A 20,813-nucleotide genomic window follows, 5' to 3' on the forward strand; every position below is an offset into this window, starting at 1 on the left:
TCGGGGGTGGACGCGTGGCGACACGTGAAGCTGACCGATACTAATCGATCGAGGCCTTCTCTTCAAAGTCTTTCTTTGTCGGTATCTAGTTTTGAAGGATAACTCTTGACATTTCGCAAGAAATGTTATACAATCATCCTTGTCATTTTAATAAGGTCTGGTGGCGATAGCGGAGAGGACACACCCGTTCCCATGCCGAACACGGAAGTTAAGCTCTCCAGCGCCGATGGTAGTTGGGGTCCGCCCCTGCAAGAGTAGGACGTTGCCAGGCTTTGACATTACAGACTACGCGATAAGCGTAGTCTGTTTTTGATTGTGCGCCAGGCATAGGTGCAGTCTATAGGGGAAACCTCGGCAACTCCTACTGGAGTAACCGAGGTCTCAAAAATCTGCAAAATCGTTATGAAACTTTGCGTCAAGTATCTTAATTGAACCGCCCCGTACCGAACGGTATACGGGGTGGTGTGAGAGGACGGGAGTGAGTCACTCCCTCCTACTCTATATTTCATAACTCTCATTCTCCCAAATGGAAAGGTGTGTTTGGATGGCAGAGCATTTTGAAACGAAGGTGGTCCAATCGACCCTGCGTTCTCCTTTGGCAGTTCGAAGTAAAACAACGCCGATTTATCAAACAAGTGCGTTTTCTTTTGAGAATTTACAAGCGTTGGAGGAATTTTATGAACGTGACACTCAATCACCTTATCTTTATACACGTGTCGGCAACCCGAATACGGATGAATTAGCGCAGGCAATCGCTCATTTGGAAAACGCAGAGGAAGGCGCTTCAACGGCTACGGGGTTAGCTGCGATTCTGGCGGGCGTTCTAGCGGTCGCTGAAGCTGGAGATCATATCGTGGCGACACAACATCTTTATGGCGGAACGTATCAATTGTTTGCTGAGGAATTGAAAAAGTCAGGCATTTCAGTGAGCTTTGTTGATTTTTTGCAACTACAGGACATTGAACATGCTCTTCAAGATAATACCGTTTTACTTTACTCTGAATCCATTACGAACCCTTTGTTACGTGTAGAGCCCATTGCGGATATTGCCAAGCTTGCGAAACGGCATAAACTAACCTTCATGGTAGATAATACATTTGCGACACCACAGGGCTGTCGTCCTATCTCTCTGGGAGCCGATATCGTCGTACATAGTGCGACCAAGTATATCGGTGGTCATAGCGATGTGACGGCAGGAGTGATCGCAGGAAAACAGTCTTTGATGGAACGCGCTAAACAAACGATTGTTAATTTAGGTCTTTCTTTAAGTCCTTTTGAAGCTTGGCTGGCTTGCCGAGGTTTGAAAACGCTAAGTGTTCGTATGGATCGACAGACAGAAAATGCAAAAAAGCTGGCTTTTTCTCTAGCAGAAACCGAGGGGATAGCGAGCGTTTATCATCCAGCAATTGAAGGTAATGAGCAACCTACAGCTTTGGTAACAATCGCGTTAAGCGATGATGTGAATGTTGACGTTTTCTTTCAGTCTCTCGGGTGGATTAAATTAGTGGCGACACTGGCTGGGGTTCAAACAACTGTTTCTTATCCGATTTTAACGTCTCACCGTGCACTGTCTAATGAGATGCTGCAACGTACGGGTGTGACCGATAAGCACGTACGTATTTCTGTAGGTATTGAACATATTGATGATATCGTATCTGCATTAACACAAGCGGTGACGAAGGCGATTGAAAAGAGCTAGTATTGCAGAGGGCGTTGCAATGTGTCAAAATGAGTCATATGTACGTAGATTAGGGGGCCTATCAATTGGATGAATTTAAACTCATTCGTGCGATTACGCCGGACATGCATGATCGCTCTGATATCGAGGTGGGCATTGGAGATGATGCTGCGATTGTGTCGCCAGAACAAGGGAAGTCACTTGTCGTTTGCCAAGATCAAATGGTTGAAGAAATTCACTTTGCAGATCAGACGATGACAATGCATGATGTCGGTTACAAAGCGCTTGCTGCGAATCTAAGTGATTGTGCTGCAATGGGTGGATGGCCCGCTTATTATATGGTTACCCTTATGTTGCCAAAGCATCGATCTACTGCTCAAATCGTAGAGTTGTACAAAGGCATGGATTGTTTGGCGAAAGAGTATAAGATTGACTTAATCGGTGGAGATACGACGAGTGGGCCTGTACTTTCTGTGAATGTGACGTTACTCGGGTACATTGATGCGTCAAAGACGATGAAGAGAGCGTCTGCACAACATGGTGATGTCGTATTTGTCACTGGATTTCCCGGCGAATCTGCGGCGGGGTTAGACGTGTTGTTAGGAAAAGAGAAAGCATCTTATTCCTCTACAGATCGTCTTATTCGTGCCCATCAAAGACCTCGTCCCCGTTTGATTGAAAGTCAATGGATGGTTGAAGCTGGTTGTAAGTGTGCGAATGACATCAGCGACGGTGTTGCCAGCGAGGCGTGGGAAATTGCTGAGGCGAGTCAAGCCACCCTTTGGTTGGATGAGACAGCCGTCCCCTTTCGAGAACCGCTTAGTTTCATTCCAAAAAAAGAAGCAGTCGCGTACGCTTTAGCCGGTGGAGAAGATTATGAATTAATGGGGACGATACCTGAAGCGAAATGGCCTAAATTACAGGCGATTTTTGCACAACATCAGATGAACTTGACCTGTATAGGTCATGTGCATGCTGGACGAGGTGAAGTCCGTTCGTTAACGACAGGAGAACGTTTACCGAAGTCTGGATATAATCATTTTAATCAAGGTGAGACCGATGAAAATATATGAACGGCGTACAACGAAGCCGGAAGAAACGATAACACTTGCGACTTTAATCGGGGAGAGACTTTGGCGTGGAAGTGTCCTTACGCTTGAAGGAGATTTAGGTGCAGGCAAAACGACGTTCGCGAAAGGACTAGCCCAAGGCCTTGGCGTTCAAGGCGTTGTCAACAGTCCGACCTTCACGATTATTAAAGAATATGAAGGAAGCAGCATCCCTTTTTATCATATGGATGCCTATCGTCTTGACGGAGCTGAAGACGACATCGGAATCGATGATTACTTATTCGGTCAAGGTGTAACGGTCATTGAATGGCCGGACATTATTGCCGATTTCCTACCAGGAGAGCGTTTGGATATTTGCTTTTTTTACGAAGAACATAGTCGAAAGATACAATTACGTCCTATTGGGGCAAAATATGAGAGTCTTTGTAGGGAGTTGTTTGTGTGAAGGTATTAGCCATAGATTCAGCGAGTGCCACGATGAGCGTCGGGCTTGCGGAAGATGGTGTCTTTGTTGCTGAAATGACATCCACGGGCCTGCGTAATCATGCGATCCGATTAATGCCGGCGATTGAACATATCCTTTCATCGGTCGGATGGCACCCACAACAAATTGATCGTGTTGCTGTGGCAAAGGGACCTGGCTCGTACACTGGGATTCGAATGGGCGTGACGATTGCGAAGACATTTGCTTGGTCGGTTGGGGCAGAGTTAGTAGGTGTTTCTAGCCTTCAAGCCCTGGCATTGAACGTTAAGCATCGAAACACATTTATTTGTCCGGTATTTGACGCAAGGCGAGATCACATATATACAGGATTGTATAAGCATGGACAACCGGTCATCAAAGATCGGTATACACCTGTACAGTCATGGTTGATGGCATTAAAAAATGAAGTAGACGACGAACCAATCTTGTTTATTGGTGAAAGCGCGCCTGCTTTTCAAGAGAGCATTGCTAAAACGCTGTCTACTGATGTGTTATTTAGCTCGCAAAATGAAAATATTCCTCATGCAGGGACACTTGCAATGGAAGCGATCCATGAGGTGCCATCGGAGATTCACACATTTACACCTGAGTATCTTAAGTTGGCAGAAGCGGAAGAAAAATGGCAGCAACGAACTCAGTAGGAGGGAAGCGGCATATGCAGGAGCCGGTCATTTTTCGCGAAATGCAATTACAAGATATCGATCAGGTGTTACATGTAGAAAAGCATGCGTTTGCTACGCCTTGGCGTCGGCAGGCGTTTTTACAGGAATTAACGCAAAACCCTTATGCCACTTATATCGTTGCGGAAACGGCGGAAAAGATCGTTGGGTATTGCGGAATGTGGGTCATTATCGATGAGGCGCACATAACGAATATCGCCCTTTTGCCAGCACAGCGCGGAAAAAAGCTTGGCGAGGCGTTGTTAAAGCATGCGATACAGCTCATTCAGGAGAAAGGTGGACGCACGGTGTCATTGGAAGTACGTGTCTCTAATAAAATTGCACAAAACCTATATAAAAAGTTAGGGTTTCAGTATGGTGGCGTGCGTAAAGGCTATTATACAGATAATCATGAAGATGCAGTTGTGATGTGGGTGAATATATGATGAAAAACACAATCATTTTAGCGATCGAAACGAGCTGTGATGAAACAGCGGCTGCCGTGATAAAAATGGTACGACCATTCTCTCTAACGTAGTCGCATCACAAATGGACATTCATCGCCGTTTTGGCGGTGTTGTTCCAGAAGTCGCTTCTAGGCACCATGTCGAACAAATGACACTCGTTATTGAAGGTGCTTTAGATGAGGCTCAAGTGAAGCCCAGTGAGCTCTCAGCCGTGGCTGTCACAGAAGGACCAGGCTTGGTAGGCGCATTGCTCGTCGGGCTACAAGCTGCAAAAACTTTTGCGTTTTGTCATGACTTGCCTCTCATTAATGTTCATCATATTGCTGGTCATATTTATGCCGCTCAGCTCGTAGAAACGCTTCAATTTCCACTGGTCGCGCTCGTTGTTTCAGGAGGGCACACTGAACTTGTGTATATGAAGGAGCACGGTAAATTTGCCGTGTTAGGAAAGACAAGAGACGATGCTGCGGGTGAAGCCTTTGATAAAGTCGCGCGGACATTAGGTCTCCCTTACCCAGGGGGTCCAGAAATTGATCGGCTTGCACAACAGGGAGAGCCGTCTATTGCGATGCCTCGTGCATGGTTAGAAGAGGGCTCACTCGATTTTAGCTTTAGTGGATTAAAGTCAGCCGTGTTAAATACTTGGCACAATGCAAAGCAGCGTGGAGAAGAGCTCGGGGTAGCCGATATGGCTGCCAGCTTTCAAGAGAGCGTCGTTGACGTCCTCGTCACAAAAACAAAAGCAGCCGTGGAATCAACAGGAGCAAAACAGCTCATCGTTGCCGGCGGTGTTGCGGCCAACCGAGGCTTGCGAAACGGCATTCAGGAAGCATTTGCCGATGCAAACCTTTCCGTAATCGTTCCGCCACTCTCTCTTTGCACAGATAATGCGGCGATGATTGGAGCAGCAGCCCATATTGCGTATCAGTATGATGCTTTTGCCGGCTTGCATATCAATGCACAGCCAGGGTGTTCGTTAGAGAATTGGCTGAAAACTGAATAATGGTGATGGAATTAAAAAGACAGCGTCCACTTATGCACAATCGACGTTGTCTTTTTTATATTTCAGAAGAACAATGATAAGTCAAGAGAACATGTATACTCACATTATCCACAAAATGATCCACAGTCGTGGACGATCTGCGTATAAAATGGTTAAACACCGATATAACAATGTTCTTTTCCATCCACATCTGTGGATAAAATTATTTAAATCTGTGGATAATGTGGTTAACTCTGTGAATAACAGATATTACAGGCACTTATTCTGTGGATAGAAAAAAGAGCCGCTAAATGCAGCTCTTGACAATTATTATTTTTGTGATTCATACGTTTCCCATTCTATGAGTAGATCTTCCAGTCTTTGATTGGCCTCATCCAATTCAACTTGAACGGCTTTCGCCTTTTCGTGATCTTCATATACTTCTGGTTCTAGCAAGCGTTGCTCAAGCTGATTAATCGTGTCCTCTGCTGTTTCTAGCTGTGTTTCGAGTTCGACTAGCTGTCGTTCTAGCTGTCGTTTTTTTCTTTTGTCTTCTTTTTGTTGTTCAAAGCTGAGCTTACGTTCTGTCGGAGGCTCGTTATTTTGTTGGACAGAGAGGGTCTCTTTTTCTGCTAATGCTTTCCGTTCTCTTTCCTCTTCAAGCTTATCCACATATTCATCATAATGACCAAGATAAGGTGTCACGCCTGTCGGCTTTAAATCAAACACTCGATCAGCAAGCCGGTTCATAAAATAACGGTCATGAGAAATAAATAGAATGGTCCCTGGAAAATCAATCAGTGCGGATTCCAATACTTCTTTAGCATCGAGATCTAGATGGTTCGTCGGTTCGTCCAGCAATAAGACATTGGCTTTTTGGAGCATTAAAATGGAAAGCGCCAGCCGTGCTTTTTCTCCACCACTTAAGTCATTTACGATTTTAAGGCAATCGTCTCCAGAGAATAAAAAATTGCCTAAGATGGTCCGAATATCTTTTTCTTGATAAGCAGGGTATCGATCCCACAGTTCTTGAAGTACCGTTTTATTCGAATTTAAATGCGATTGCTCTTGATCATAGTAACCAATCTTAACGCTACTCCCCCAACGGTAACTCCCTTCTTTAGGAGCTAACTTTCCACAAAGCAATTTAAATAAAGACGTTTTCCCGACACCGTTGGGCCCGACGAGTGCCACACGATCACCGCGGTGTATGGAGAAGGATGCGTTTTGAAAAAGGGGCTTCATTTGGTTTTCGTACTGAAGTGTGATCTTGTCAGCGATTAACACGTCATGCCCACTCAGTTTTGTCGTTTCAAACGAAAAGGAGACGGATTTATCATCTCCTGCAGGCCGCTCCATCCAGTCAGTTTTCTCAAGCTGTTTTCGCCTGCTTTGTGCTCGTTTAGTTGTTGACGCCCGGGCAAGGTTTCGTTGAACAAAATCTTCCATCCGTTGTTTTTCTTTCTGTTGTTTTTCAAACTCTTTGACATCGCGTTCAAATTGGTCGTATTTCGCCTGCTGATAAGCACTGTAGTTTCCAATATATTTTGTCGAACGATGACGAGCGATCTCGTATACTTCGGTCACGATTTTATCGAGAAAATAACGGTCATGTGAAACGAGCAGCAAGGCGCCTGGGTAGTTTTGTAAGTATCCTTCAAGCCATGTAAGTGTATCAATGTCTAAATGGTTCGTCGGTTCATCGAGAATCAGCAGATCAGGCTTTTTCAGCAACAGCTTTCCGAGGGCCAGCCGTGTCTTCTGACCACCACTTAAGGCAGATACCTTTGTTGTGTAATAATCAAATTGCTGAAATTGTAAACCATTTAAAATGCCACGTATGTCTGCTTCGAGCTGATAACCGTTTTGTTGTTCAAAGGAAGCGCGTAAAGCATCGTATTCCTTCATCACTTTCGTGTAAAGGGTCTCATTTTCAAGGACCTCAGCGCTCCCCATTTGCTTCTCCAAAGCCCTAATTCTTCTTTCCATTCCGAGCAAATCCTGAAATTCTTCAAGCATCTCATCCCAAATCGTATTTTCTGAGGAAACGGTCGCTTGCTGGGGAAGGTAGCCGATTTGGACAGAATTTGGTTGAATAATTGCACCGGAATCGTAGGAAAGCTCCCCTGCGATTATTTTTAAAAGTGTTGATTTACCGGCTCCGTTGCGGCCAACGACGGCAATCCGATCCTGTGATTTAATTTCCATTTTTATATTAGAAAGTATGGTTGTAGCACCAAATGCTTTTTCCAAGTCATTGATTTGTAAAATAATCATGTCTTTTGCACCTCAATTCATGTCCAAGTGTAGCGTAACCCCTCATGTTAGAGCAACATTTTCGCAAACGATACGCTGTGAATAAATTGCGAAACACGAAGGATATGGTATGATGGAGGGAGGTTGTTTTCTTTCTGCAGGTTCAATGAGGAGTGCACGTAAGGTGCCAGATCTCGCTAAAGGACAAGAGCAACTTTTTGGCAGAAATTAAAAATATCGCTTTGGTGATATATACCGTTTTCAGTTATAATGAAGAGTAATGCATAGGAGGTGGTTCGGTGGAGTCTGAACAAAAAATTCCTCATGCGACAGCTAAGCGCTTACCATTATATTATCGTTTTTTACAGAACCTGTATTCTTCAGGAAAGTTAAGGGTGTCATCCGCTGAGCTAAGTGAAGCAGTTAAAGTTGACTCGGCAACCATTCGGCGTGACTTTTCCTATTTCGGGGCGTTAGGTAAAAAAGGATATGGGTATAATGTAGAGTACTTGCTGCGCTTTTTTAGAGAGACTTTAGACCAAGGTGAAGTCACTAGAGTGAGTTTAATTGGTGTTGGTAATTTAGGAACCGCCTTTTTAAACTACAACTTCATCAAAAATAACAATACAAAGATTGAAATGGCCTTTGATAGCAATACAGAAAAAATAGGCACAGAAATTAGCGGAGTTCCTGTGTATCATATTGACGAATTATCTCGTATGAGGGAAAATGATGTGAGCGTTGCGATTTTGACTGTGCCAGCCACGGTAGCTCAGACGGTCACAGACCGTTTAATTGAAGAAGCTGGTATTCGCGGAATATTAAATTTTACCCCTGCTCGTCTGAACACACCGCCACATATTCGAGTGCATCACATTGACCTGTCGGTAGAGCTTCAGGCGCTTGTATATTTTCTTAAAACGTACCCAATGGAGGGAGGAGATTCCTAATGGGATTAGGCGGAACAAGTATCGCAATCATTGCGGTCGTGGCATTATTGATTTTTGGACCTAAAAAACTTCCAGAGCTTGGAAAAGCAGCTGGAAATACGCTTCGTGAGTTCAAGCATGCGACCCGTGGTTTGGCAAACGATGAAGATGATGACAAGAGCAAGGACAAGCCACAGCAAGCTGAGAATAAATCAGAGGATCAACGTGTTAATTAAGGTGGCATCCTATGGAAGATAATCGGACGATTCATTTGACAGAACATATGAACGAATTACGGAAGCGAGTCATTATTGTTGCCGTTGCATTCGTTGGCTTTCTGATCGCGGGTCTCTTTTTTGCTGATCCGCTTTTTGTTTATTTGAGTGAAAACGCATATCAAGAAGAACTGAAGGGCTTTCGGATACAGGACCCATTCAAGGTTTACATGCAACTGGCATTTATTATTAGCTTAATCTGTACATTTCCAATTATTTTATATCAAGTTTGGCGCTTTATAAGTCCGGGGCTTTATTTGCACGAGCGCAGAGCAACATTAAGCTACATTCCGATGATGATCGTCTTGTTTTTAATCGGTATCGCTTTTTCATACTATATCCTTTTTCCCTTTGTGCTTAACTTTATGTGGAACTTGTCGGAGAGAATGGAAATTGAGCCGCTGATCGGTGTGCAAGAGTATTTTACGTTTCTCTTTCATCTGACACTTCCTTTTGGAATCTTGTTTGAACTGCCGCTTGTCGTCCTTTTCTTGACGCGGCTCGGGTTAATTACACCGGCATTTTTAAGAAGCATTCGAAAATATTCTTATTTTGTGCTTCTCGTCATTGCCGGGTTAATTACGCCACCTGATTTAATTTCTCATATGATGGTGACACTGCCTTTGCTCCTTCTATATGAGCTATCGATCTTCATTTCCGTTTATGCGCAGCGGAAAGCCGATAAAAAAAGAGAAGAAGAACAAACAGCGCAATGATTTATTAAAAATAAAGTTTGCTGATCGTGTGCAGACAAGGTCACAAATGATCTTACCTCTTAAACGAGGACTGAGCGTAGATGTCTCTTTCACTACAAAGAGACCTGCGCTTTTTTTCGTGTTTTATAGTCGAAGGTTATTTGAAATGACGCTGTCGTGGTATGATAAAAAACGGAATGAATTTATTTGAAGGAGCGGAAAATCTCGTGAGTAAATATGCCGTGATCGATATTGGTTCAAACACGGTCCGGCTTGTCACTTATTTAGCCAAGCCGTCCGGACGCTATCAAGAACTTCACAACGTTAAGATTGTTGCTCGTCTCCGAGACGATTTAACCGACGACTTTGAACTGACAGAGGCAGGTATACAGAAGCTTCGTCGTATCGTTAGCCATTTTAAAACGATTCTCGATGATCATCAAATGAGTGACCCCATTTGTGTAGGGACAGCAGCCATTCGTCAGGCGACCAATCGTGAGGAAATTCGTCGAGCTGTAGAGACAGAAACAGGCTTTACGATGCGGATCTTGTCTGAAGAAGAAGAAGCGTACTACGGGTATTTAGCTGTGCATCATTCAACACAAGTTTCCGAAGCTGTCACAATTGACATCGGAGGTGGATCGACGGAACTCACCTATTTTTCCGATAAAAAACTACGCCATAGCATTAGCTTGCCATTTGGCGCTTTATCTTTAAAGCGTCAATTTCCAGAGGAAGGAAAGTCTACGTTAAAATCACTAAATGCTTATTTAGAAGATGCGTTTCAATCGGTTCCGTGGCTGCCAAAAGGCTTGCCTGTGATTGCCATTGGCGGAAGCGCACGAAACCTGGCTCAAATCCATCAAGCCAATGAAAATTATTCACTTGGTGGGATGCATCAGTTTGAAATCGCGCCGTATACCATTTCGGAAATATTGATTGAGCTCGCAAAAATGGATGTAGACGAGCGGAGAAACCTTGATGGGCTGTCCTCTGATCGGGCGGATATTATCGTTCCGGCCATCGCTAGCTTCGCTAAGCTCTGTAGTGTCGTCGATGCGCCTGCTTGGATTGTGAGCCGTAAAGGGTTACGTGAAGGCCTTTTGTATGAAGCCATTCATGGCGTGGGTGTACGAACAGAAAGTGTTTTAGAGGAAAGCTTGCAAGAACTGGAAGCTGATTTCGGCGTGAATGTCGACGAAACGAAAGAGATCGTCAGGCTTGCCAAAGAGCTCGCGCGTTTATTTGAATCATCTGGAGAATTTACGCTGACGGAGGAAGAGTGGAAGCTGTTAGAGCGAGCGGGCAGACTCTTTTTGCTAGGACAGTATATCGATCCTGATTCACCGAGCCAGCATACGTTTTATGTTTTGGCGAATCGTACGATTGACGGACTCTTTCACGAAGAAAGGGTCAAGCTTGCCTTAGTCGCATCCTTTCATTCAAAAAGCCGGTTGGAAGATTGGTCTGAACCTTTTAAGGATTGGTTTGATAAAAATGAGCGCAAAGCACTTTCCTATATCGGCAGCCTGCTAAAGTTTGCTAAGGCATTGAACTTAACCAATCGTCACATTGTCGATCGTATTGAGATCAACAATGCTGATAAAGACCACATCAGTCTCTCATTTTATTGTAATCAACCGAGTTTGTCCGAAGAATACCAAGCCAATAAGCACGTAAAACATGTCGAAAAAATGTTAAAGAAACAATTAGATTTATCGTTTTATGACTAAAGACGGCGGTTTTACATAAGCTTTACAATGAAGAAGGCGAACCTTTGTTACACTTACAATAAAATCGACTTTGCAGTTTTGAAAGGTGAGGTTTGTGGCTGAAAATAAACGACTTCAATTAAAAGATCATGCGTACTACAACAATAGAGAACTCAGCTGGATTGCCTTCAATAATCGAGTGCTAGAGGAAGCCGAAGATCCTTCCAACCCCTTGTTGGAAAGGCTGCGCTTTTTAGCAATTGTCACATCCAATTTAGACGAGTTTTTCATGGTCCGCATTGCAGGCTTAAAAGATCAAATTAAAGCAGGTTTTAATCAGCCTGAAAATAAAGCAGGGCTGACGCCAAGGCAGCAATTGTTCTTGGCAACTGAGGAAACGGCCAATTTAGTGCAGCGCCAGTATCAGATTTATCAACAGTTAATGCATGAGCTGCAAAAGTATTTAGGAGTGAAATGGCTTACTTATGAGGAATTAGACAATGAACAAAAAGAGCACGTTGATGGCTACTTTAGGGAGCACGTTTTTCCAGTACTGACCCCGCTTGCTGTCGACGCGTACAGACCGTTTCCTCATTTATTAAATAACAGTATCAACATGGTCGCACTCCTAAAAGCAAGAGAGGGTGGGCTTCATTACGCCATCGTTCAAGTGCCGTCGGTTTTGAAACGTTTTGTGTTTATGCCGGCGAAAGAAGGCAGCTACGGTTTAATTATGCTGGAAAATATTATTAAAGCTCATATCGGTCAGTTGTTTACCGGCTATACCGTCGAAAAAATCACTTCTTTCCGTATTACGAGGAATGCCGATTTGACCTTTGAAGAAGAAGGGGCACGGGACTTACTGAGGGTCATTGAAAAAGAAATTCAGCGTCGAGGGCGCCAAGAAGTCGTGCGCATGGAAGTGGAAAACGACCATATGGACGAATCGTTATTAACGTTTCTTATCGAGGAAAATAACAACGAGCGACGCGACGTTTTTTTCGTAAATGGGACCCTTGATTTGACATGGCTAAATTCGTTGTACAAAGAGCTTGAGCCTTTTTATGATAAGCACGTCTTTCCATCATTAATGCCGCAGCACCCTAAAATGCTCGGGCGCGACGAGGATATTTTTGAAGCGGTACGCGATCGTGATATCCTTCTTCATCATCCATACGAATCGTTTGAGCCGATCATTGATTTTGTAGAGCGGGCCGCTGAAGATCCAAATGTACTCGCCATCAAACAAACACTTTATCGGGTCAGTGGAAAATCGCCCATTATTAAAGGCTTAAAAACAGCAGCCGCAAACGGGAAACAAGTCACCGTACTCGTCGAATTGAAGGCTCGTTTTGACGAGGAGAAAAATGTTCATTGGGCGAAAGAGCTTGAGGAAGCAGGCTGTCACGTCATTTATGGTATGAATCATTTAAAAACACATAGTAAAATAACGCTCGTCGTCCGCCATACAAACGAAGGCATTGAACGGTTTGTTCATTTAGGAACGGGAAACTATAATGACCAAACGGCGCGCCTTTATACAGATATGGGCTTATTGACGTCTTCCCCTCGCATTGGAGAAGATGCAACCAATTTCTTTAACTACTTAAGCGGCTTTACTGAAGCCCCTTCTTACCATGAGCTTTCCGTTGCGCCCTTTGCGATCCGACGTGATTTGGTGTACTGGATTGAAAAAGAGATCGAGCGACATGAAAAACATGGCGACGGCTGGATTGTCATGAAAGTAAATTCTATTACAGACAAAGAATTGATCGTAAAGCTGTACGAGGCTTCTTGTGCAGGCGTTCGTATCGATCTCATCGTGCGGGGCATTTGCTGTTTACGCCCTGGTATTCCTAATGTCAGCGAAAATATTCGCGTGATTAGCATCGTCGGGCGTTTCCTCGAACACACACGCATTTTCTATTTTCACCAAGGTGGACAGGAGAGACTGTTTTTGTCATCGGCCGATATGATGACAAGGAATATGGAAAAACGTGTCGAGATTATGTTCCCTCTTTACGATGAGGCAATAAGAAAAGAAATGCGGGCATGCCTTGACCTTATGCTTTCCGATAATGTAAAGAGCCGTTTTCAAGATCAGGAAGGCAATTACCACCGTGTCCCTGTAGAGGCAGACGATCCTTTAATCAACAGCCAGATCGCCTTGTTTCAGCGCGCCATCGAAGCTGTACGGCAAGAAACAGACGAGTAAAATAAAAAAAGTGAGGCGCTGACTGGAGTCGCCTCACTTTTTGCTATTTCGCTTTATCATAAATGAAATAAAAAATAATCGTACGGCCAGACCAAGATCGAACGTAGCGATGGCGACGAGAAGCATGGTTGGGAAAGACCAAAGGCCGCTCACTTCAGCACTTTGACTGGCAAAAATGATAAACAAAATTCCCATTACAAGGTAGACAAAGCCAGATATTTGAGGAGTGAACAATCGCCTCATGTTCAAAAGCCTCCAAACAACAAAAGAATGACCGCATTCATGTTATTTTGAATCTCTTCATACATTTCCGGATAGAGTCGTTGCGCTGCGATTTGACCAACGACGACAATTAAGTTCATGAGACCATGGACAAGCATCGGAATGATAATTCGTTGCGTACGTACATAAAGAAAAGCAAACACAAACCCCATTGCCGTATAAATAAGCAAGTGCGTAAAATCCATATGCAGCACTGCAAAGGCCAGAGAGCTGACGATACCCGCAATAATAAAATTCGTCCGCTTATAAATGGAACCAAAGATGATTTTTCGGAAAATCAACTCTTCAAAGAATGGTGCAAAGAAAATCATGTACAGTACGAAGAGCGGTGCGGACGTGAAAATGTCCATTAGCATACTTGTATTTTCAGAGCCAGCAGGCAACTGTAAAACTTCTATCTCAATCAGAGCAGCGATATACTGGGCAGCGAGCGCCATAAACACACCAAGGAAAATCCAGACGAACGCTTCGCCTCCACTTGCACCTTTCTCACGCCGCCAAATGCCTTCTTTTCGCTCGCTTCGCAAAAGAAAGAGGACAATCAAGAATCCGATGACCGAGGTCGTAATTTGCCCATAAGCAATCGCAGGGGCTTCCGCAAAACCTGCCTGGAAATAGCCGAGCGCCACAAAACTTGCGCCAAATAGGACAAAAATATACGTTACAATAATCCCCCAATAGCTTTTTTTCATGTATGTACTCCTTTAATTTAAACTCACTTATTTGCTTTAGTCATTTTAACATACCCAACAAAAAAAAGACTTCATCAAAGCGTTTGAAACTTAGCATAAAATGGAAGAAGAGTAGAGAGGAGTCAGCCTGTTGACTAATGCTTTCAATCGTCGCCCGTATTTTAGCATAAGCCGAGGCTACACTGCGCCCAGACTGAAAAACGTTGTCAAGTCAAGAAGAAAAAAGGATTATGCAAAGGGATAAACAAAGGTAGATAAAGTCAAGCGTAGACGATGTCTACACTCTGAGAAGATTGTCGTTTTTTTTCTAGTGTTTTGGCTTGCAAAAAGGTTCCAGATTATTTAATATATGTGTTAGCACTCTATGTAGTTGAGTGCTAATAAAAGAGAAGAATCACATTTCAAGGAGGTTGTTTCACTTGTTAAAGCCGTTAGGTGATCGTATTATCATTGAACTTGTTGAGTCAGAAGAGGCTACTGCAAGCGGCATCGTGTTGCCAGACTCTGCAAAGGAGAAGCCTCAAGAAGGAAAAGTAGTTGCTGTAGGCTCTGGTCGAGTCCTAGATAACGGTGAACGCGTGGCTCTAGAAGTACAAGAAGGCAATCGCATCATCTTCTCAAAATATGCAGGGACAGAAGTAAAATACCAAGGCAGTGAGTACTTAATTGTAAGAGAAAGCGACATCCTTGCTGTCGTTGAGTAAGAATAAAACATACATGATTTAAATAAGACAAGCATGAATGCATGTGTATATGAATTTTTTACAATCTGAAGGAGGTACATTTCATGGCGAAAGATATTAAATTTAGCGAAGACGCTCGTCGTTCCATGCTTCGTGGTGTGGACGCACTTGCAGATGCAGTTAAAGTAACCCTCGGACCAAAAGGACGTAACGTAGTTCTTGAAAAGAAATTTGGTTCACCACTGATTACAAATGACGGTGTTACCATCGCTAAAGAAATCGAGCTTGAAGACGCTTTTGAAAACATGGGCGCAAAGCTCGTTGCTGAAGTTGCAAGCAAAACAAACGACGTCGCAGGTGACGGTACAACAACTGCGACCGTTCTAGCACAAGCGATGATCCGCGAAGGCTTGAAAAACGTCACATCCGGTGCGAACCCAATGGGCATTCGCCGCGGTATCGAGCGTGCAACAGAAGTTGCTGTTGAAGAACTAAAAAGCATCTCTAAGCCAATCGAAGGCAAAGAGTCAATCGCACAAGTTGCATCCATCTCTTCCGCAGACGAAGAAGTTGGTCAATTGATCGCAGAAGCGATGGAGCGCGTCGGAAACGATGGCGTCATCACAATCGAAGAGTCTAAAGGCTTCGCTACCGAGCTAGAAGTCGTCGAAGGTATGCAATTCGACCGCGGCTACGCATCTCCATACATGGTGACTGATCAAGACAAAATGGAAGCCGTACTTGAAGATCCATACATCCTCGTCACGGATAAAAAGATCTCTAGCATCCAAGAAGTTCTTCCATTGCTTGAGCAAGTCGTTCAGCAAAGCCGTCCAATCTTGATCATCGCTGAAGACGTTGAAGGCGAAGCGCTAGCAACACTTGTTGTCAACAAGCTACGCGGTACATTTAACGCAGTGGCCGTTAAAGCACCAGGCTTCGGTGACCGTCGTAAAGCCATGCTCGAAGACATCGCTGTCCTCACCGGCGCTGAAGTCATCACAGAAGACCTCGGTCTTGACTTGAAATCAGCTTCCATCGAGCAGCTTGGACGCGCATCAAAAGTGGTTGTTACAAAAGAAAACACAACCGTCGTTGAAGGTTCTGGTCAAGCCGACCAAATCTCCAGCCGCGTTGCCCAAATTCGTGCGCAAGTGGAAGAAACAACGTCCGAATTTGACAAAGAAAAACTACAAGAGCGCCTAGCGAAGCTTTCGGGCGGCGTTGCTGTCATCAAAGTCGGTGCCGCAACAGAAACAGAATTGAAAGAGCGCAAACTTCGCATCGAAGACGCCCTCAACTCAACACGCGCAGCCGTTGAAGAAGGCATCGTCTCCGGCGGAGGTACAGCCCTTGTCAACATTTACAACAAAGTGGCAGCAATCAGTGCAGAAGGAGACGTAGAAACAGGCGTCAAGATCGTCCTTCGCGCCCTCGAAGAGCCAGTACGTCAAATCGCCCACAACGCCGGCCTCGAAGGCTCTGTCGTCGTAGAACGCCTCAAAGGCGAAGACCTCGGCACAGGCTTCAACGCAGCCACAGGCGACTGGGTCAACATGATCGACGCTGGTATCGTTGACCCAACCAAAGTAACACGCTATGCCCTACAAAACGCAGCATCCGTATCAGCCATGTTCTTGACGACTGAAGCAGTCATCGCCGACAAGCCTGAAGAAAACGACGGCGGCGGCGCACCAGACATGGGCGGCATGGGTGGAATGGGCGGTATGGGCGGCATGATGTAATAGCCCCCAAAACCCCTTCACCATAGGATTTGAAAACGATTTGACTGGATTTTGACTGGTTTTTAAAATCGTCCACTAGATTTACAAGCCTCTCAGGAGTTTATAAACTTTTGTGAGGCTTTTTTTTATTCTTAAATTGTAAGAGGAGTATGTGGCAAAGGGATGGTTTTGTAATAATAGTTATTAAGTGACAGGAAGATTAATCTTAAAACTGAGTCTTCAAGTAAAGGGAGTTATCTGGAAGGGTTAGTTTCGAGATAAAGTGTGAAAATATGCTCTTATTTATGTTAATGGGGGTTAAATGTATTGCTTTATCGTATGATATAATACAAATAAGAATAACTTTGATTTAGGTGGTGGATTTATTATGCTTGAAAACAATGAACACTCAATTAAAAGAAAGTATGGTTGGGTTAATCAATGGGCTAGAATGACGGGCGAAAGAGCCAAAATAGATGCTAAAGTAAATAATACCTACATTGTTTATGCTACAAAAGACGGTTTAGTCAAAGAGTTCCCTAATGGTGAAGTAAAGCCATATATTGAAGAGGGACAGGAAAAATCAAATGAGCTCTAGTGACAAACCAATAATGTACGTCTTTGCAGGTAATAATGGAAGCGGGAAAAGCACAATACGAAATCTAATTATAGATAAGATTGGTATTGAGACGAATATAGATCCAGACGGCATTGCAAGACATTTAGATCTATCTAATCCGGAGTCCAAGAGGGCAGAAGCAGGCCGGTCAGCCATTAAACTAGCCAAAGATTGTATCAAAAGTAAGAGGAGTTTCTCTATAGAAACGACACTTTCAGGAAGGACATTTCTGCAAAGAATCAAAACAGCTCGAGAAAATGGTTTCGAAATAACGATGTTTTATCTTGGATTAGAAGATGTTCAACAGAATATTGAACGAGTTGCTTTGCGAGTGAAAAACGGAGGACATCATATTCCCACGGAAGACATCCTTAATAGGCATGTGAAGTCAAAAGAAAATTTGATTAAAAACTTGCCACTCATAGATAATTTAGTAGTAATGGACAATAGTAACTTTAATGGTGAAATCGTCTTAGAGGCTTATGATAACTACATTGCATATGAAAGCAGTGAGCTACCTAAATGGGTTCTTCCCATTAAAGAACAATTGAAAAGATAAATACTGAACCTCATAAAACTGTCTAAAACTAAGGCAGTTTTTATAATATCTAGAAATTAAAAATGTATGAGGGGGTAATGCTTGAAGAATATTCTCCATTATTACATAAATTTAGGAACTATCATTAAGGTCGAAATATGATTTAGAAGTATTTAGGGATAGTAATCCATAAGCAAATTGGTGATGTTAGACGATTTGTTAGGCACAGCAATATATTTTAAAACTGAGAACAAACTGCATGAAGAGGGATAATTCATGAACAATTTAGAACGAAAATTGGAAAGTGCATTAAAGGAAATCACCCGACTAAAAGATGAAAATCAAAAATTGAAAGAATTGCTGGCAAAGCATAAAATTCCGGTCTCTAACAATCAAGACAAACATATTCAACCTATGGCGAGAAGTGAAATTTTACAGAAACGTATCACTATCTTCAGAAGTCTGTTTAAAGGACGAACAGATGTATATGCGGTACATTGGGGGAGAATGGAGAGTCAAACTATGCACCGGCACGTATTTATGAACCCAGAAAATTATATAAAGAGCGTGAGTTGTTGCCACTAACGGACAATGTCATTGAGGATCACTTGCGTGGCAATAAAACTATTGGCATCTATCCTTTATTAAAAGATGAAACGTGCTGGTTTTTGGCCGTTGATTTTGATAAAAAAGACTGGCAAAAGGACGCTATCACGTTCATTGGTGTTTGTAACGATGTAGGTGTACCTGCAAGCATGGAAATCTCCAGATCCGGAGATGGCTGTCATGTCTGGATTTTTTTCAGTGATAAAATCGAGGCGAAAATTGCTCGTAGATTAGGGAATCTTCTTATGAACCGATCCCTGGAAAAGCGTTATGAGACAGGTGTTGACTCGTTCGATCGGTTTTTCCCAATCAGGATACAATGCCAAAAGGCGGGTTTGGAAACCTGATTGCACTACCTTTACAGCAATTCCCCAGGAAAAATGGCTATAGCGTCTTTGTTAATGAAAAGTTTGAGCCATATATGGATCAATGGACGTATCTGGAGTCTGTAAAAAAAGTCAGTAAAAAAAAAGGTTGAATCAATTCTGGTAGAGCACAATAATTCCAGCAATTTCACTGTGAAAAGTGAACCAACATCATATGACGTAAATAAACCTTCTGAAATAACCCTCATAAGAAAAAACGGCATATATATTCCCAAAAATAAGCTTCCATCAAATATTTTGAACGAGTTAATCAAGCTAGCCGTCATCAATAACCCTGAATTTTATAAAGCACAATCCAAAAGGCTTTCTACACACAGGATACCTAGAAAAATTGACTGTAGTTATGAGGTGGATGACTCGGTGGTTATCCCGCGCGGCTGTCTGAGAGATATAAAAGCTATATTATCTAGGAACAAAATTAAATTCTACATTGATGATCAAACCAACAAAGGTAGCAGTCACAATATTCATTTTCTTGGAAGTCTTCTGCCGAAACAAAATGAAGCGGTCTACGCTATGAAGATAAGTAGTTGTGGTGTCCTATCAGCGGCACCTGGTTTTGGTAAAACTGTGGTGGCGGCAGCACTGATTGCAGAGAGAAATATCAACACATTAATCATCGTGCACACCAAGCAGCTACTTACCCAGTGGAAAGAAAGTTTGAAGTCCTTTCTTAAGTTGGATGGAAACCAGGTTGGTCAAATCGGTGGAGGTAAAAAGAAACCAACAGGTAAAGTAGACATTGCTATGATTCAAACTTTGAGCAGATCAGAGGATATGCGCGAAAAAGCCAAAGGCTATGGACAGGTGATTGTCGATGAATGCCACCATATTTCAGCGGTAGGTTTCGAAAAAGTACTAAGGGAAGTAGAGGCTGTTTACGTTCACGGACTAACTGCAACCCCAACTAGAAAAGACGGGCTGCAAAAGATAGTTGCTATGCAATGCGGGGAAATTTGTTATAAAGTTACTGCCAAAAGCCAGGCAAAACTCCATCCGTTTGACCATGTGCTTATTACCCGGTTTACTAGTTTTAAAAATAACGATGACAGCATTCAGAAGGTTTATACAAATTTGGCTATTAATGAACAACGGAACAAGTTGATATTCAATGATGTATTAAGAGAACTTGAGAATAATGCATATCCAATTATTTTGACAGAGCGTATAGAACATGTGAATGAATTGAAGAAACTCTTTGAAGGATTTGCAAAGAATATAATCGTATTAACAGGCAAGCTGAGTAAGCAAGAAGAGAAAGACCGATTAAAGCTATTAGAAAATCTTCCAGATAATGAAGAGAGGCTTATTATTGCCACCGGTAAGTATATAGGAGAAGGATTTGACAATGCTAGGCTGGACACTCTGTTTCTTGCCATGCCAATCGCCTGGAAAGGCACGCTCCAGCAATATGTCGGTAGATTACATCGCGTTCATACAGATAAAAATGTTGTAAAAGTATACGATTATGTTGATTATCAGGTTCCCGAGTTGAAGAACATGTATGAAAAGCGCATGCAGGGATATAAATCGATGGGTTATAAAGTTCAAGGTGGTGAAGAAAATAGCAGCGGGCAGCAGATGAAGTTATTTTGATAGAATATATAGTGGGTGGGATTAATTTTAACATACGAGTTAATTTCATAATTTAGAGCCCTTGAGTCTCAAGGTATTCAAGGCACAAAAAATGGAGCACCTCCCCAAATTCTGTATAATGGTAGTTACCACACTAACCTAACAGAGAGGTGAGATGCCCTATGTACATTATACGACAACTAAGTCTATTTGACATGCATGAATTATATGAGATGGAGCCTTCCAATCATTTTGAGGCTGTCTTTTCAGCCCTTAATCTGAATCC

19 protein-coding genes, 1 rRNA gene and 2 pseudogenes are annotated in these 20,813 nt (G+C 43.0%); 19 read left to right on the forward strand and 3 right to left on the reverse strand.

What is annotated here, in order from left to right; translation table 11 throughout:
- Positions 1 to 156 precede the first annotated feature (156 nt).
- The 7 genes and pseudogenes from rrf (at position 157) to tsaD (ending at position 5,361) form a co-directional block, all read left to right on the forward strand.
- A 5S ribosomal RNA gene (gene rrf, locus G4V62_RS16905) occupies positions 157 to 271 on the forward strand.
- Between the two features lie 273 nt (positions 272 to 544).
- Positions 545 to 1,699, forward strand: a complete 1,155-nt coding sequence (locus G4V62_RS16910; RefSeq protein ID WP_165204485.1) for a trans-sulfuration enzyme family protein — start codon at positions 545 to 547, stop codon at positions 1,697 to 1,699.
- A 65-nt stretch (positions 1,700 to 1,764) separates the two neighbouring features.
- Positions 1,765 to 2,751, forward strand: coding sequence for a thiamine-phosphate kinase (gene thiL / locus G4V62_RS16915; RefSeq protein WP_165204487.1), 987 nt, complete (start codon positions 1,765 to 1,767; stop codon positions 2,749 to 2,751).
- On the forward strand, positions 2,738 to 3,193 hold the full coding sequence (gene tsaE / locus G4V62_RS16920) for a tRNA (adenosine(37)-N6)-threonylcarbamoyltransferase complex ATPase subunit type 1 TsaE (RefSeq protein ID WP_165204497.1): 456 nt from the start codon (positions 2,738 to 2,740) through the stop codon (positions 3,191 to 3,193). The genes thiL and tsaE overlap by 14 nt, the downstream gene beginning before the upstream one ends.
- Positions 3,190 to 3,873 (forward strand): tRNA (adenosine(37)-N6)-threonylcarbamoyltransferase complex dimerization subunit type 1 TsaB, encoded by a 684-nt coding sequence (gene tsaB, locus G4V62_RS16925; protein ID WP_165204499.1) that lies wholly within the window; start codon positions 3,190 to 3,192, stop codon positions 3,871 to 3,873. Before tsaE ends, tsaB begins: the two co-directional genes overlap by 4 nt.
- Before the next feature lie 14 nt (positions 3,874 to 3,887).
- The gene (rimI, locus tag G4V62_RS16930; protein WP_165204501.1) at positions 3,888 to 4,337 is read left to right on the forward strand and encodes a ribosomal protein S18-alanine N-acetyltransferase; all 450 of its coding nucleotides are present in this window, start codon (positions 3,888 to 3,890) and stop codon (positions 4,335 to 4,337) included.
- Positions 4,334 to 5,361 (forward strand): annotated as a pseudogene (gene tsaD, locus G4V62_RS16935) (tRNA (adenosine(37)-N6)-threonylcarbamoyltransferase complex transferase subunit TsaD). Before rimI ends, tsaD begins: the two are co-directional and overlap by 4 nt.
- A gap of 309 nt (positions 5,362 to 5,670) precedes the next feature.
- On the opposite strand, the gene G4V62_RS16940 reads toward tsaD, so the two are convergent.
- The gene (locus tag G4V62_RS16940; RefSeq protein WP_165204503.1) at positions 5,671 to 7,617 is read right to left on the reverse strand and encodes an ABC-F family ATP-binding cassette domain-containing protein; all 1,947 of its coding nucleotides are present in this window, start codon (positions 7,615 to 7,617) and stop codon (positions 5,671 to 5,673) included.
- 278 nt (positions 7,618 to 7,895) lie between these two features.
- Between G4V62_RS16940 and G4V62_RS16945 the strand changes: the two genes are divergently transcribed.
- From G4V62_RS16945 to G4V62_RS16965, 5 genes are all read left to right on the forward strand, one after another.
- A complete protein-coding gene (locus G4V62_RS16945) occupies positions 7,896 to 8,546 on the forward strand; it encodes a redox-sensing transcriptional repressor Rex (RefSeq protein WP_165204505.1) in 651 nt (216 codons plus the stop codon).
- Positions 8,546 to 8,761, forward strand: a complete 216-nt coding sequence (locus tag G4V62_RS16950; RefSeq protein WP_165204507.1) for a twin-arginine translocase TatA/TatE family subunit — start codon at positions 8,546 to 8,548, stop codon at positions 8,759 to 8,761. Before G4V62_RS16945 ends, G4V62_RS16950 begins: the two co-directional genes overlap by 1 nt.
- An 11-nt stretch (positions 8,762 to 8,772) precedes the next feature.
- Positions 8,773 to 9,516 (forward strand): twin-arginine translocase subunit TatC, encoded by a 744-nt coding sequence (tatC, locus tag G4V62_RS16955; RefSeq protein WP_165204509.1) that lies wholly within the window; start codon positions 8,773 to 8,775, stop codon positions 9,514 to 9,516.
- A 206-nt stretch (positions 9,517 to 9,722) separates the two neighbouring features.
- A complete protein-coding gene (locus G4V62_RS16960) occupies positions 9,723 to 11,228 on the forward strand; it encodes a Ppx/GppA family phosphatase (RefSeq protein ID WP_165204511.1) in 1,506 nt (501 codons plus the stop codon).
- A 94-nt stretch (positions 11,229 to 11,322) separates the two neighbouring features.
- Complete coding sequence (locus G4V62_RS16965) at positions 11,323 to 13,422, forward strand: RNA degradosome polyphosphate kinase (protein ID WP_165204513.1); 2,100 nt, start codon at positions 11,323 to 11,325, stop codon at positions 13,420 to 13,422.
- Between the two features lie 33 nt (positions 13,423 to 13,455).
- Here G4V62_RS16965 and G4V62_RS16970 read toward each other — a convergent pair whose 3' ends face one another.
- Positions 13,456 to 13,665 carry a DUF4305 domain-containing protein gene (locus G4V62_RS16970; RefSeq protein ID WP_165204515.1) on the reverse strand — a complete coding sequence of 70 codons (210 nt, stop codon included), beginning with the start codon at positions 13,663 to 13,665 and terminating at the stop codon, positions 13,456 to 13,458.
- A 2-nt stretch (positions 13,666 to 13,667) separates the two neighbouring features.
- Entirely contained in the window at positions 13,668 to 14,396 is a 729-nt protein-coding gene (locus G4V62_RS16975; RefSeq protein ID WP_165204517.1) for a CPBP family intramembrane glutamic endopeptidase, read from the reverse strand.
- Between the two features lie 419 nt (positions 14,397 to 14,815).
- Here G4V62_RS16975 and groES point away from each other — a divergent pair, with 419 nt between their 5' ends.
- The 7 genes and pseudogenes from groES to G4V62_RS20080 all read left to right on the forward strand — a co-directional run bounded on the left by groES (position 14,816) and on the right by G4V62_RS20080 (position 20,548).
- Positions 14,816 to 15,100 carry a co-chaperone GroES gene (gene groES, locus G4V62_RS16980; protein WP_165204519.1) on the forward strand — a complete coding sequence of 95 codons (285 nt, stop codon included), beginning with the start codon at positions 14,816 to 14,818 and terminating at the stop codon, positions 15,098 to 15,100.
- Between the two features lie 83 nt (positions 15,101 to 15,183).
- On the forward strand, positions 15,184 to 16,824 hold the full coding sequence (groL, locus tag G4V62_RS16985; RefSeq protein ID WP_165204521.1) for a chaperonin GroEL: 1,641 nt from the start codon (positions 15,184 to 15,186) through the stop codon (positions 16,822 to 16,824).
- Positions 16,825 to 17,191: 367 nt separating this feature from the next.
- Positions 17,192 to 17,401: a hypothetical protein gene (locus G4V62_RS16990; RefSeq protein WP_165204523.1), complete on the forward strand. Its 210-nt coding sequence runs from the start codon at positions 17,192 to 17,194 to the stop codon at positions 17,399 to 17,401.
- Positions 17,391 to 17,981 (forward strand): ATPase, encoded by a 591-nt coding sequence (locus tag G4V62_RS16995; protein ID WP_165204525.1) that lies wholly within the window; start codon positions 17,391 to 17,393, stop codon positions 17,979 to 17,981. The genes G4V62_RS16990 and G4V62_RS16995 overlap by 11 nt, the downstream gene beginning before the upstream one ends.
- Positions 17,982 to 18,236: 255 nt before the next feature.
- Entirely contained in the window at positions 18,237 to 18,545 is a 309-nt protein-coding gene (locus G4V62_RS20070) for a hypothetical protein (RefSeq protein ID WP_246218504.1), read from the forward strand.
- Positions 18,458 to 19,044: pseudogene (locus G4V62_RS20920) on the forward strand (TOTE conflict system archaeo-eukaryotic primase domain-containing protein). The gene G4V62_RS20070 and the pseudogene G4V62_RS20920 overlap by 88 nt, the downstream one beginning before the upstream one ends.
- Positions 19,045 to 19,084: 40 nt before the next feature.
- Complete coding sequence (locus G4V62_RS20080) at positions 19,085 to 20,548, forward strand: DEAD/DEAH box helicase family protein (protein ID WP_312855526.1); 1,464 nt, start codon at positions 19,085 to 19,087, stop codon at positions 20,546 to 20,548.
- Positions 20,549 to 20,813 lie beyond the last annotated feature (265 nt).

Origin of the sequence: Litoribacterium kuwaitense (assembly GCF_011058155.1) — a bacterium.
In the GTDB taxonomy this organism is placed as follows: Bacteria; Bacillota; Bacilli; order Bacillales; family DSM-28697; genus Litoribacterium; species Litoribacterium kuwaitense.